Here is a 13,226-nt window from a genome sequence, read left to right on the forward strand (position 1 = left end):
TGGCTGTAATACCGGAGAGCACAATTGATTGCGAAGTCCCACCCCTGCCAACTCACTGCTTTGGCAATCGCTGCGCTGATGGGTTTATGCAGCACCCAGGCGTTGGCTTTGTCACTGGGGCGCATCACCGTGCAGTCCGCCCTGGGCGAACCCCTCAGAGCCGAAATTGATGTGCTGGACATCAATCCCGAAGAAGCCGCCAGCCTGGTCACCAAAGTGGCACCGACAGATGCTTTTTTGGCGGCTGGTTTGGAATACAACCCGGCACTGAGCAGTTTGCGCGCCTCCCTGCAACGCCGCCCGGATGGCCGGGCCTACCTGCGCCTGAGCAGCGACCGGCCCATCGGTGAGCCGTTTGTCGACATGATCCTGGAGACCAGCTGGAACTCGGGTCGCATTGTGCGCGACTACACCATGCTGTTTGACCCGCCAGCCCTGCGCAAGCAGACCGCAGCTGCACCAGTGGGCGCACAACTGCCAGCACCAGCACCGGCGCCAGTGCGTATATCGCCTGCCACCCGAGCCGCTGCAGCGGCGGCTGTGGCCGCACCCGCAGTGTCCCGGCCAAACGCAGCGCCAAGCCAGCCAACCCCACCCAGACCGGCGACCACAGCCACCAAACCTGTCGCAATGGAGCCAGCACCTGCGGCACCACCGGCGCAGAAAGCCACCGCTGCCGAGGCCACTGTCAAGGTCAAGCCAGGTGACACCGCCAGCGCCATTGCGGCTGCCCACAAAAACGCCAATGTGTCGCTGGATCAAATGCTGGTGGCCCTGTTGCGCGCCAACCCGGAAGCTTTCATCCAGGACAACGTCAACCGCATCAAAGCGGGCGCGATTGTGACCCTGCCGAACCAGGAACAAGCCAGTGCCACAAGCCGCGCCGAGGCAACACAAATCATCAGCGCCCAAAGCCAGGATTTCAACGATTTCCGCCGGAAATTTGCCAGCAATGTGCCCGCCGCCAAGCTGTCACCCGCCAGCCGGGACGTCAGTGGCAAGATTGAGGCCACCGTCGACGACAAAAAACCAGCCGCCACCACCCCCGACAAGCTGACCTTGTCCAAAGGCAGTGTGCAAACCAAATCTGGCGAAGAGGCCCTGGCCAAAGAGCGTAATGCCGAAGCTGCGGCACAACGCTCGGCCGAGCTGGCCAAAAACATCCAGGAGCTGGACCAACTGGCCAAGGCCTCCAGTGCGCCTGCCAGCGCGGCAGCCTCCACGCCAGAACCGGTGGCCAGTGCCCCAGAGGCCGTGCCAGCGCCCCAAGCCGAGGTCAAAGCCTCGGAACCCGCATCGGCACCGGCAGTCACCCCGCCCAAGAAACCAGTACCACCAGTACAACCCGAACCCGCGCCCGAAACCAGTTTCTTCGACGACCTGCTGGACAACCCGATGCTGCTGCCTGGTGCAGCCGCACTGGTGGCTTTGTTGGCGGGCCTGGGGCTGTACAAACGACGCCAGCGCAAACAAGCGGAACAACTCGACAGCACCTTTGCCAACAGCGACCTGGCTTTCTCAGGCGGCAGTGGTGGCCAGAATGTGGACACCGGTGACAGCCTGACCACCGGCTCGTCAATGGTTTACTCACCGAGCCAGCTCGACGCGGTGGACGATGTGGACCCGGTGGCCGAGGCCGATGTGTACCTGGCTTATGGCCGTGACCTGCAGGCCGAAGAAATCTTGAAGGACGCCCTGCGCACCCAGCCACAGCGTGTGGCGATCCACCAGAAGCTGCTGGACATTTACGCCAAACGCCGCGACCTCAAGGCCTTTGAAGCCATTGCCGCCCTCGCCTTCAACTTGACCGACGGCACTGGCCCCGAATGGGAACAGATTTGCGAGAAGGGTCTGGCCATCGACCCGGACAACGCGCTTTACCTGCCAGGCGGCCAACCCCTGCCCTCGCAGCTGCCTGACTTCCAAGTCTCTGCGCCCGCCACCGTCACCATGGGTAACCCACTCACGGCGGCCAAGGCACAAGACGACGTGCCGCCCCCACCCATTGCCACCGGGCCAGGCGACCTCGATCTGGATCTGGATTTCTCCCTGGACGAGCCGGCCGATCTGCCCGGCCCAGCGGTTCCCGAGCCGACCGAGCCGCCACCCCACAGCGATGCCATTCCCACCGCGTTTTCCGGCTTGAGCGCGTTTGAAGAAACGCCCTTGCCCACGCTGCCCGAAGAGCCGTCGGCTGTGGATGAACCCGCAGTGGACGAACCCTCTTTTGAAGCGCCCTCTTTTGAAGCGCCCGCTTTTGAAGCGCCGCTGGAAGAGCCAAGCGGCCCGAGCACGGTGCGTGACCCGCTGGCCGACGACCTGGACTTCTCGCTGGACACCCCCGAGCTACAGCTGGACTTGCCACCCACGGCTGACGAGACCGCAGCATCCGCCGCCTCAAACGACGCGGCCACCCAGGCCAGCAACGAGCTGATGTCCTTTGACCTGGGCTCGCTGTCGCTTGACCTGGGTGAGGACAAAGTCACCGTGCCCGGCGAGTTTGTCGACGAAGCGATGGACCCGCTGGAAACCAAACTGGCCCTGGCCGACGAATTCCGCGCCATTGGGGACGACGACGGCGCCCGCGCCCTGATCGAAGAGGTGATTGCCGAAGCCGCTGGCGATTTGCGGTCCAAAGCCCAAAACGCGCTCGCCAAACTGTGAACCCGGGGGTTTTGCCGACCGGTGCACACCCAGGGGTGGCTTGATGCGGCTAGCGCTGGGCATCAGCTACAACGGGCTGGCCTACCAGGGCTGGCAAAGCCAGTCTTCCGGCCAGACGGTGCAAGACAAGCTGGAAAAGGCGCTCGGAGAGTTCACCGGCCAGCAGCGGGTATCGATCCTGTGTGCTGGCCGCACCGATGCCGGTGTGCACGGTCTGATGCAAGTCATCCACTTTGACACCCCTGCCCAACGCCCCGCATCCAACTGGGTGCGCGGCCCCAACGCCTTGTTACCCCACGATATTGCGGTGCAATGGGCCAAGGAGGTGCCACCAGAATTCCATTGCCGTGCCAGCGCGACCTCAAGGCGTTACGCCTATGTGGTGCTCGATTCGCCCGTGCGTCCCAGCATCGACCAGGGCCGCGTTGGTTGGGTCTACCGCCCCTTGAACCTGGAGCGTATGCAACAAGCCGCCCAACACCTGCTGGGTGAACACGACTTCAGCTCGTTTCGCGCCAGCGCCTGCCAGGCCCTGTCACCGGTCAAAACCCTGATGCGTATCGACATCAGCCGCCGTGGTGCCTACTGGCGTTTTGAGTTTGAGGCCAATGCCTTTTTGCACCACATGATCCGCAACCTGATGGGCTGTTTGATTTTGATCGGCGATGGCCGCAAAAACCCTGATTGGATCTTGGAGGTGCTGGCCGCGCGGGACCGCGACGCCGCCGCCCCCACCTTTTCCCCCTATGGCCTGTATTTTGTGGGCCCACGCTACGAGGCACGCTGGGGCCTGCCAGAACACCCCACCCTGCTAGACGGCCTGCCAGGAGCACTTTGATGATCAGCACATCACCTTCAGCTCAGCTTGTCTCCCCCGCCAATCGCACCCGCATCAAGATGTGTGGTTTCACCCGGGAGCGGGATGTGGACGCGGCCATGGCAGCGGGTGCCGATGCGATTGGTTTTGTGCTGTACGCCAAAAGCCCGCGTTATGTGCCGCTGGAGCGCGCTGCCGAGTTGGCGCGCCGCCTGCCCCCCTTTGTCACGCCGGTGCTGCTGTTTGTCAACGAAGACACCTCAAAAATCAGAGCAGCTTGTGCTTCTGTAGCGGGGGCTATCGCCCAATTTCATGGTGATGAGTCGCCCCAAGATTGCCAGGCCGCCTGTAGCCCCGAGCAGCGTCCCTACCTGCGTGCGGCACGTATTCCACTGGGTGAAGCCGGGCGTGGCTTTGATCTTCTAAAATTCGCCCAAGATTATTCACAGGCTCAAGCCATTTTGCTGGACGCGCACATAGACGGGTTCGGCGGTGGCGGGCAAACATTCAATTGGTCACTGCTTCCTCCAAACGTCGACGCTCACCTCGTCTTGAGTGGTGGGCTGAACGCTGCCAACGTGATCGATGGCATCAGAGCACTGCGCCCGCGTTGTAAATCGCTGGCGGTGGATGTCAGCTCGAGCATCGAGGTCCCCGGGCACAAAGGCATCAAGGACGCTGACCGCATGTCCGAGTTTGTAGCTGCGGTTCGCCGAGCCGACCAGCTTCTGTGTAACAAATAAGCCTTCTGCCCTTATAGATCAAGGGCTGATGGCTATCGAATCTATACCATCATCATGTCTGACTACCAACAACCCGACGCCCGGGGCCACTTTGGCATTTACGGCGGCAGTTTCATCTCCGAGACCCTGACCCACGCGGTCAACGAGCTCAAAGAGGCTTACGCCAAATACCAACGCGACCCGGCCTTTATCGCTGAATTTGAGTCCGAACTGGCTCACTTTGTGGGCCGCCCCTCCCCGATCTACCACGCCGCACGCATGAGCCGTGAAGTCGGTGGCGCGCAGATCTTCCTCAAGCGCGAAGACCTCAACCACACCGGCGCCCACAAGATCAACAACACCATCGGCCAGGCCATGTTGGCCAAACGCATGGGCAAACCACGCGTGATTGCCGAAACTGGCGCCGGCCAGCACGGTGTGGCCACCGCCACCATCTGCGCCCGTTACGGCCTGGAATGTGTGGTTTACATGGGCAGTGAAGACGTCAAACGCCAAAGCCCCAACGTCTACCGCATGAAGCTGCTCGGTGCCACCGTGGTGCCAGTGGAAAGCGGCAGCAAGACGCTCAAAGACGCGCTCAATGAGGCCATGCGCGACTGGGTCGCCAATGTGGACAACACCTTCTACATCATCGGCACCGTGGCCGGGCCGCACCCCTACCCCATGATGGTGCGCGATTTCCAGAGTGTGATTGGCCAGGAATGCCTGGTGCAGATGCCCGAGATGCTGAAGACCGCTGGCTGCAGCAGCGCCCAGCCCGATGTGGTGGTGGCCTGCGTCGGCGGCGGCAGCAACGCCATGGGCATCTTCTACCCGTACATCGAGTTTGAAAAAACCCGTCTCATCGGTGTGGAAGCGGCCGGTGCTGGCATGGACTCTGGCCGCCATTCAGCCAGCATCCAGCGCGGCAGCCCCGGCGTGTTGCACGGCAACCGCACCTATGTGCTGCAAGACGACAACGGCCAGGTGACCGAAACCCACAGCATCAGCGCCGGGCTGGACTACCCTGGCGTTGGCCCCGAACACGCGTTTTTGAACGACATTGGCCGCGCTGAATATGTCGGCATCACCGATGCCGAGGCGCTGGAGGCTTTCCACTACCTGTGCCGCACCGAGGGCATCATCCCCGCGCTCGAATCCAGCCACGCGGTGGCCTACGCGATGAAACTCGCCAAAACCATGCGGCCGGACCAGTCCATTCTGGTGAACCTCTCTGGCCGTGGTGACAAGGACATCGGCACCGTGGCCGATCTGTCGGGCGCCGACTTCTTCTGCCGCCCCAGCTGCCAAGGCCAGTCGGTCAAAGGAAATACGTCAAATGTGCCGGTAGCCCTTATTGGCAAAGGGCAAACAGCTACAGATTCAGGAGTTTCGAAATGAGCCGCATCGCCGCCACCTTCAGCCAACTCCAGGCACAAGGCCGCAAGGCGCTGATCCCCTTTGTCACCGCCGGTTTCCCGTATGCCGATGTCACACCCGAACTCATGCATGCGATGGTCGCAGGCGGCGCCGATGTGATCGAACTCGGTGTGCCCTTTTCCGACCCCAGCGCCGACGGCCCGGTGATCCAGAAAGCGGGCGACAAAGCCCTGGCCTTTGGCATCGGCCTTACCCAGGTGCTCGACATGGTGCGGGTTTTCCGCGCTCAGAATCAGACCACGCCGGTGGTGTTGATGGGTTACGCCAACCCGGTGGAGCGCTACAACCAGAAACACGGCGCCTTTGTGCAGGACGCCAGCGCCGCCGGAGTCGACGGTGTGTTGATCGTCGACTACCCGCCCGAAGAGTGTGAGGAGTTCGCGGCCGAACTCAAAGCACACAACATGGACCTGATCTTTTTGCTGGCGCCCACCAGCACGAACGAGCGCATGGCCCAGGTGGCGCGCATCGCCAGCGGGTATGTGTATTACGTGTCGCTCAAGGGGGTCACCGGCTCGGGCACGCTCGATACCGCTGCGGTCGAGGCCATGTTGCCGCGCATCCGCCAGTTTGTGAACGTGCCGGTGGGCGTGGGTTTTGGCATCCGCGACGCGGCCACCGCGCAGGCGATCGGCAAGGTGGCCGACGCGGTGGTGATCGGCAGCAAGATCATCCAGCTGATCGACAATCAGCCGCGTGATCAGGTGGCCAGCACCGCACAAAACTTCCTGCGTGGTATTCGCACCGCGTTGGATTCATAATCCGCCCCTGACACTTTTACCGGACCGGTGAGCGCCCTGTGGCGCACCGGGTCCCTGATCCAGAAGGAAAAAAGCATGAGTTGGCTTGAAAAACTGCTTCCCCCCAAAATCCAGCAAACCGATCCAAAAGACCGGCGTGCCGTGCCCGAGGGCCTGTGGATCAAATGCCCGTCGTGTGAAACCGTGCTCTACAAGACCGATCTGGAACAAAACCAGAACGTCTGCCCGACCTGCAGCCACCACCACCGCATTGGCGCACGCGCCCGGCTCAACTTCTTCCTGGACAACGAAGGTCGTTACGAGATTGGCCAGGAAGTGCTGCCGGTGGACGCGCTCAAGTTCAAGGACAGCCGCAAATACCCCGAGCGCCTCAAAGAAGCGCTGGAAAACACCGGTGAGACTGATGCGCTGATTGTCATGGGTGGCAGCGTGCTGGGCATTGGCCTGGTGGCAGCGTGTTTTGAGTTCGAGTTCATGGGCGGCAGCATGGGCAGCGTAGTGGGTGAGCGTTTTGCCCGCGGTGTCCAGACCGCCATCGACCAGAAGGTGCCGTTTGTGTGTTTCACCGCCACTGGTGGCGCGCGCATGCAAGAGGGTTTGCTTTCGCTGATGCAGATGGCCAAGACCAATGCGTCGCTGACCCATCTGGCCAAAAAAGGCCTGCCCTACATCAGTGTCTTGACCGACCCGACCATGGGTGGCGTGAGCGCCGGGTTTGCCTTTTTGGGCGACGTGGTGATCGCCGAACCCAAGGCGCTGATCGGTTTTGCCGGGCCGCGAGTGATTGAATCCACCGTGCGGGTGAAGCTGCCCGAAGGCTTCCAACGCGCCGAGTTCCTGCAGACCAAGGGCGCAGTGGACCTGATCTGTGACCGCCGAGAGCTGCGCGCCACCATTGCCAACACGCTGGCCATGCTGACCCGCCAAAGCGCCGACGCGGTCGGTTAAACCAGCCCTCTTTCACCCCGGCAAACATGGCCTCAGACGCATCCTTCGCGGACTACGTCTGTGACCAGGTCAGCGGCGCCGGGCCGGTGTCCTCTCGCAAGATGTTTGGTGAATACGCCATCTACTGCTGTGGCAAGGTGGTGGCGCTGGTGTGTGACAACCAGCTGTTTGTCAAACCCACCGAGGCCGGGCGGGTGTGGATTGGCAACCCGGTGGAGGCTCACCCCTTTCCCGGTGCCAAACCCTGGTTTCTCATTGAGGATGCGTTGGACGACCGCCCCTGGATCACCCAGCTGATCCGTCTGACCGAGTTGGAGACACCGGCCCCCAAACCCAAAGCTGCAAAAAAAGCCAAGGGCAGCGCCCCGTCAAAACGCCAGTAAAGCCGCTGCCTGCAGGTTGCCCAGCACAATGGCCAAAATCTGCAAAATCACCAGCAGCGCCAGCGGCGACAGATCCACACCACCAATCAGCGGCAAAACGCGCCGGATTGGCACCAGCAAGGGGCTCACCAAGCGCTCCAGCACATCGGCGATCACTGAATTGGTCTGCACCCAGGACAAGACCGCATACACAATCACCGCGCCGGTCATCGCCGACACCGTCATCCGCAGCAAACCAAACAGCGCCAGGATCGGCACCGCAAACAAACCACCGGCCGCACCCGCCAGCAGCCACAACAGGCCAAATTCAGCCAACTGCAGCAGGAAAGCCGCCACCAGGCTGGCGGTGTCGAGTGCACCCATCGACGGAATCACCTTGCGCAGCGGCAGCACGATCCAGTCGGTCAGTGCAAACACAAAACGTCCGAGCGGGTTGCCCGAGCGCGTCGACATCGGAATCCGCAGGTACTGCATGTACAGACGCAGCAGGCAGGCGCCGCTGAGCAAACCAACAACAACCTCAAGCAGCAGGGTAAAAATTTGGTACAGCATGGTGTCAAAACAAAGCAAGTCAGGTGCGCTGCATCATAGCGACAGCGCGGCACTTTAAAATACGCAGCTTTGCCTTGTCTCCAACCCGCGTGCGGGCTTTTGCCCACCTGGCCGCCACCCACTCTTGATTGACGCACATGTCTGAACCCATCACCGCCGCACCCAGCCCAGCCCCCCAGGACGAGAACCAGCTCATGGCCGAGCGGCGCGACAAGCTCAAGGCACTGCGTCAGGCGCAGACTGAGGGCAAAGGCGTGGCCTTCCCGAACGACTTCAAACCGGCCGACCACGCCGCCGACCTGTTTGCCGCACACGCCGGGCAAACGCCGGAAGGCCTGTTGGAACAAGGCGCCCAAGCCAAAATCGCCGGGCGCATGATGCTCAAACGCGTCATGGGCAAAGCCAGTTTTGCCACCCTGCAAGACAGCACAGGGCGCATCCAGGTCTACATCAAACGTGACGACGTGGGTGAAGAAATTTACGCCGCCTTCAAACACTGGGACCTGGGCGACATCGTGGCCGCCGAAGGCATCGTGTTCAAAACCAAGACCGGCGAGTTATCGATCCACGCCAGCAGCATCCGTCTGTTGACCAAGAGCCTGCGCCCGATGCCCGACAAGTTCCACGGCATGGCCGACCAAGAGGTCAAGTACCGCCAGCGTTACGTCGACCTGATGACCGACGAAGACACGCGCAAACGTTTTGTGGCGCGCAGCAAGGCGGTCAGCGGCATCCGTGAGTTCATGGTGGCGCACGACTTTCTGGAAGTCGAAACCCCGATGCTGCACCCGATCCCAGGCGGTGCCAACGCCAAACCTTTTGCCACGCACCACAACGCGCTGGACCAGCAGATGTTCCTGCGCATTGCGCCCGAGCTCTACCTCAAGCGCCTGATCGTGGGTGGTTTTGATCGCGTGTTCGAGATCAACCGCAGCTTCCGCAACGAAGGCATCAGCGTGCGCCACAACCCCGAGTTCACCATGATGGAGTTCTACGCGGCGTACTGGGACTACCAGGACCTGATGACTTTCACCGAAGCACTGATCCGCGACGCCGCCCAACGCGCCCTGGGCACGCTGCAACTGAGCTACGCGGGCAAACCGGTGGATCTGGAACAGCCGTTTGAACGCCTGACCATCCATGAAGCGATTTGCAAATACACCGAAGCTGGCGAACAACTCGCCGACGGCTCGGGCCTGAAGGTCGACAGCGCCGAGTGGTTGCGCTCGGTCTTGCCCAAACTCGGCATCACCGAAGCCAAACACCACATCTCGACGCGCAGCCTGCCCAGCTTGCAAGTGCTGTATTTTGAAGAAACCGTGGAAGAAAAGCTCTGGCAACCCACATTCATCATGGAGCACCCGACCGAAATCAGCCCGCTGGCCCGCGCCAACGACAGCCGCCCCGAAGTGACCGAGCGTTTTGAGCTCTACATCACCGGGCGCGAGTTCGGCAACGGTTTCAGCGAGTTGAACGACGCCGAAGAACAAGCCGCGCGCTTCCAGGCTCAGGTGGCCGCCAAAGACAGCGGCGACGACGAAGCCATGTATTACGACCACGACTTCATCCGTGCGCTGGAATACGGCATGCCACCCACCGGCGGCTGCGGCGTCGGGCTGGACCGGCTGATGATGTTGCTGACCGACAGCAGCAGCATCCGCGATGTGATTCTGTTCCCGGCTTTGCGCCGAGAAGTTTAAGGAAAATTGGCCTCTAGCCCTTATGAATAAAGGGCTGATAGCTATGCCTACGATAGTGAACCCAGGTAGCGCACGGCCCCTGCGCTACCTTCAGGGCTACCCTGCGGACACCCTGGCGCAGGTCGAGCAGATGCTGCAGCAAGACCGGGTGGCCGACTGGCTGCTCAAAAAATACCCGCAAGGCCACACGGTGCGTACCGACAAGGCGCTGTTTGACTATGTGCAGGCACTCAAGTCCGAGCACCTGCGCGGCGCCGAACCCCTGGCCAAGGTGGCGTTTGACGCCAAATTGCAGGTGGTGCAACACGCGCTGGGCACCCACACCAGCATCAGCCGGGTGCAGGGCAACAAACTCAAGGCCAAACGCGAAATCCGCGTGGCCAGCCTGTTCAAACAGGCGCCCGACGAGTTTTTGAAAATGATCAGCGTGCATGAACTCGCCCACCTCAAAGAGCGCCAGCACGACAAGGCGTTTTACCAACTGTGCAGCTACATGGAGCCGCGTTACCACCAGCTCGAATTTGAGGTGCGGGTGTATCTGACCCACCTGGAGGTGTCGGGGGCGAGGTTGTGGGGCTCGGTAGCTGAGTGAAATAACTTTGCAGCGGAGGGCAGTGGGAAGCTTGAGGCGGCCTCCTCAACCTGCAAAAGCCCCCGATAGCGAAGTTTCGGCGTAGCCCAATCGGCTACGGCAGAAACCACCCAAAACGTATAAAAGTCACGCCTGCATCGAAGGTGCAGGTGACAAAACAGACATCGACTTGCGCTGCTTCATCGCCATGTTGAACGGATTTATGCGTCGTCAACCAAGGCCATACGCACGGTAATGGCTTGTGCCAAGCCCCGGTTCGGGCCTGCACTTTATGCTCAAATTTCAGGATCAGGTGCTGAAACCCGTTGTACCAGCTTGGCATCTGCTGGCACGCTTACGTATCAGTTGAGTGAATTCCCCGGTTCGCACGGCGGACAAAGGATCAACGAATGCGAGGAAGCCATGAGTCCGGATTTGACCGAACAGTTGTGGGAACAAAACCCTGACGCCTTGATCGCCATCGCGCCTGATGGAACCATCCTGCACTGGAACTTGGCGGCAGCAGCGATTTTTGGTTATGGCGTTGACGAGGCCATCGGCCAGCCTATTCTGGAACTGATCGTGCCGAAGGACTGCTTCGACGAGGAATTGCACATCCAGGCCGAGGCCTTGCACCGGGGGCTCACCGTCTATGAGTCGGTACGCCGGTGCAAGAACGGCACTTTGGTGCATGTCAGCGTGTCAACCAAGGCCGTGTTGCATGCGAACGGTCAACTGAAATACTTTCTGTCGAACAAAAAGGACATCACGCACCTGAGGGTCCTGCGCGACGCCAAGCTCGTGAATGCGCGTTTTCACGACCTGCTGGAGTCCACGCCAGATGCCATCGTGATGGTCAACGTCACCGGCCGCATCGTGCTCATCAACTCGCAGGCAGAAAAAATGTTTGGCCATCAGCGCGCGGACCTGCTGGGGCAGCCGGTAGAAATACTGCTGCCAATCCGCTTTCGCTCCGCCCACCTCGCACACCGTGGCGGCTACTTTGAGCAACCGCGCACACGCACCATGGGTGCAGGTTTGGAGCTTTACGGACTGCGCAAAGACGGCGCCGAGTTTCCCGTGGAAATCAGCCTGAGCCCGCTCAAAACCGAAGAAGGCACCATGGTCATGAGCGCCATTCGCGACATCACGGATCGCAAGAAGGCCGATCAAAAATTCAAGGATCTTCTGGAGTCGGCGCCTGACGCCATGGTCATTGTCAACCGCGATGGCAGGATGGTGCTGGTCAACTCCCAAGCGGTGCGGCTGTTTGGCTGGACCAGGGAGGAACTGCTGGGACAGATGATCGAAATCATCGTCCCGGAACGCTTGCGCAGCAAACACCCGGGACACCGAGCGGGGTTTTTCTCACAACCCCGGGCGCGCGCCATGGGGGCCGGTCTGGAACTGTTTGGACTGCGCAAAGACGGGAGCGAATTTCCGGTCGAAATCAGCCTGAGCCCACTGGAGACAGAGGAAGGCCTGTTCGTTTCCAGTGCCATCAGGGACGTTACCGAGCGCAAACGTTTCGAGCAGACCTTGCGCGACAAGAACCTTGAGCTTGAAAACGCCGCCTTAGCCAAGGACCGCTTTTTTGCCAGCATGTCACACGAATTGCGCACACCACTGAACGCCATCATCGGCTTCACCGGCACCCTGCTGATGAAACTCCCTGGCCCGCTCACTGCGGAACAGGACAAACAGTTGCAAATCGTTCAGAAGGGCGCCAGGCACCTGTTGTCGCTGATCAACGACATGCTGGATCTGGCCAAGCTGGACGCCAACAAGCTTGATTTCGATATTGAAACCACCGATTGCAATAGCGTTGTGGAGGACGTGGCGGCATCGCTGCGCCCCGAGGCGGAAAGAAAAGACCTGCTGTTTACGGTGGACCTTCCTGATCCCGCAGTCACACTGCAAACAGATCGCCGAGCCCTGAGCCAGATCATCATCAACCTGACCGGCAATGCCATCAAATTCACCGAACGGGGAAGCGTGCATTTGCGCCTGCAACGGCTGACGGTTGCTGGTCGACATCTGCTGTCCTTCAGTGTGGAAGATACCGGGCCAGGCATTGCAGAGCAGGACCAGAGCCGCCTGTTCGAGGCGTTCTCCAGAATTGAGGCGGCGAGCCGGCGCAAACTCGAAGGCAGCGGGCTGGGCTTACATCTGAGCAGCAAGCTGGCCGAACAGCTGGGTGGCAAGATCACCTATCACGGGGCGATAGGTCAAGGCAGCACATTCACGCTGGCGTTGTGGGAAGACTAGACCATGCACGCACGCATTCTGATCATCGAGGACGACAGCGCCAGCCGCGCATTGGTGGGCTACCTGCTGGAGGCTTCTGGTTACGCCACGCTGGAGGCCGAAGACGGCAGCATTGGCCTACGCATGGCGCTGCAGGCACAGCCGGACCTCATCATTTGTGATTTGCAAATGCCGCAGATGAATGGCTATGAACTGGTGCGCGCATTGCGGGAGCAATCTGACTGGCACCGAGTTCCATTGATTGCCGTGACTGCGTTTTCGATGGCGGGCGACCGCGAAACCGCGCTGGCCGCCGGTTTCGATGAACACATTACCAAACCCATCACGCCAGAGACCTTCGTCGGGCAGATCGAAGCCTTTTTACCGAACACACTGCGAGCGAGGCACTGACAGGATCACA

At 60.8% G+C, this 13,226-nt stretch carries 12 protein-coding genes; 11 read left to right on the forward strand and 1 reads right to left on the reverse strand.

Going from position 1 to position 13,226, the window contains the following annotated elements; genetic code table 11:
* Positions 1-24 precede the first annotated feature (24 nt).
* The 7 genes from FDG13_RS20165 (at position 25) to FDG13_RS20195 (ending at position 7,735) form a co-directional block, all read left to right on the forward strand.
* Entirely contained in the window at positions 25-2,664 is a 2,640-nt protein-coding gene (locus tag FDG13_RS20165) for a FimV/HubP family polar landmark protein (RefSeq protein WP_370528263.1), read from the forward strand.
* Between the two features lie 43 nt (positions 2,665-2,707).
* Positions 2,708-3,502: a tRNA pseudouridine(38-40) synthase TruA gene (truA, locus tag FDG13_RS20170; RefSeq protein ID WP_180132440.1), complete on the forward strand. Its 795-nt coding sequence runs from the start codon at positions 2,708-2,710 to the stop codon at positions 3,500-3,502.
* Positions 3,502-4,224 carry a phosphoribosylanthranilate isomerase gene (locus FDG13_RS20175; RefSeq protein ID WP_180132441.1) on the forward strand — a complete coding sequence of 241 codons (723 nt, stop codon included), beginning with the start codon at positions 3,502-3,504 and terminating at the stop codon, positions 4,222-4,224. Before truA ends, FDG13_RS20175 begins: the two co-directional genes overlap by 1 nt.
* A 54-nt stretch (positions 4,225-4,278) precedes the next feature.
* Entirely contained in the window at positions 4,279-5,604 is a 1,326-nt protein-coding gene (trpB, locus tag FDG13_RS20180; RefSeq protein WP_255435339.1) for a tryptophan synthase subunit beta, read from the forward strand.
* Positions 5,601-6,404 carry a tryptophan synthase subunit alpha gene (gene trpA, locus FDG13_RS20185; RefSeq protein ID WP_180132442.1) on the forward strand — a complete coding sequence of 268 codons (804 nt, stop codon included), beginning with the start codon at positions 5,601-5,603 and terminating at the stop codon, positions 6,402-6,404. Before trpB ends, trpA begins: the two co-directional genes overlap by 4 nt.
* 75 nt (positions 6,405-6,479) lie before the next feature.
* Positions 6,480-7,352 (forward strand): acetyl-CoA carboxylase, carboxyltransferase subunit beta, encoded by an 873-nt coding sequence (gene accD / locus FDG13_RS20190; protein ID WP_180132443.1) that lies wholly within the window; start codon positions 6,480-6,482, stop codon positions 7,350-7,352.
* A 26-nt stretch (positions 7,353-7,378) separates the two neighbouring features.
* Complete coding sequence (locus tag FDG13_RS20195; RefSeq protein ID WP_180132444.1) at positions 7,379-7,735, forward strand: TfoX/Sxy family protein; 357 nt, start codon at positions 7,379-7,381, stop codon at positions 7,733-7,735.
* Here the strand turns inward: FDG13_RS20195 and FDG13_RS20200 are convergent.
* Positions 7,721-8,287 (reverse strand): YggT family protein, encoded by a 567-nt coding sequence (locus tag FDG13_RS20200; protein WP_180132445.1) that lies wholly within the window; start codon positions 8,285-8,287, stop codon positions 7,721-7,723. The genes FDG13_RS20195 and FDG13_RS20200 overlap by 15 nt on opposite strands.
* A gap of 137 nt (positions 8,288-8,424) precedes the next feature.
* Between FDG13_RS20200 and lysS the strand changes: the two genes are divergently transcribed.
* From lysS to FDG13_RS20220, 4 genes are all read left to right on the forward strand, one after another.
* Positions 8,425-9,987 carry a lysine--tRNA ligase gene (gene lysS / locus FDG13_RS20205; RefSeq protein ID WP_180132446.1) on the forward strand — a complete coding sequence of 521 codons (1,563 nt, stop codon included), beginning with the start codon at positions 8,425-8,427 and terminating at the stop codon, positions 9,985-9,987.
* Positions 9,988-10,030: 43 nt separating this feature from the next.
* Positions 10,031-10,579, forward strand: a complete 549-nt coding sequence (locus tag FDG13_RS20210) for a YgjP-like metallopeptidase domain-containing protein (protein WP_180132447.1) — start codon at positions 10,031-10,033, stop codon at positions 10,577-10,579.
* A 315-nt stretch (positions 10,580-10,894) separates the two neighbouring features.
* Positions 10,895-12,826: a PAS domain S-box protein gene (locus tag FDG13_RS20215; protein ID WP_255435340.1), complete on the forward strand. Its 1,932-nt coding sequence runs from the start codon at positions 10,895-10,897 to the stop codon at positions 12,824-12,826.
* Between the two features lie 3 nt (positions 12,827-12,829).
* The gene (locus FDG13_RS20220) at positions 12,830-13,216 is read left to right on the forward strand and encodes a response regulator (protein WP_180132448.1); all 387 of its coding nucleotides are present in this window, start codon (positions 12,830-12,832) and stop codon (positions 13,214-13,216) included.
* The last annotated feature ends 10 nt before the right edge of the window (positions 13,217-13,226 follow it).

It is taken from the genome of Rhodoferax sp. BLA1, assembly GCF_013416775.1.
In the GTDB taxonomy this organism is placed as follows: Bacteria; Pseudomonadota; Gammaproteobacteria; order Burkholderiales; family Burkholderiaceae_C; genus Rhodoferax.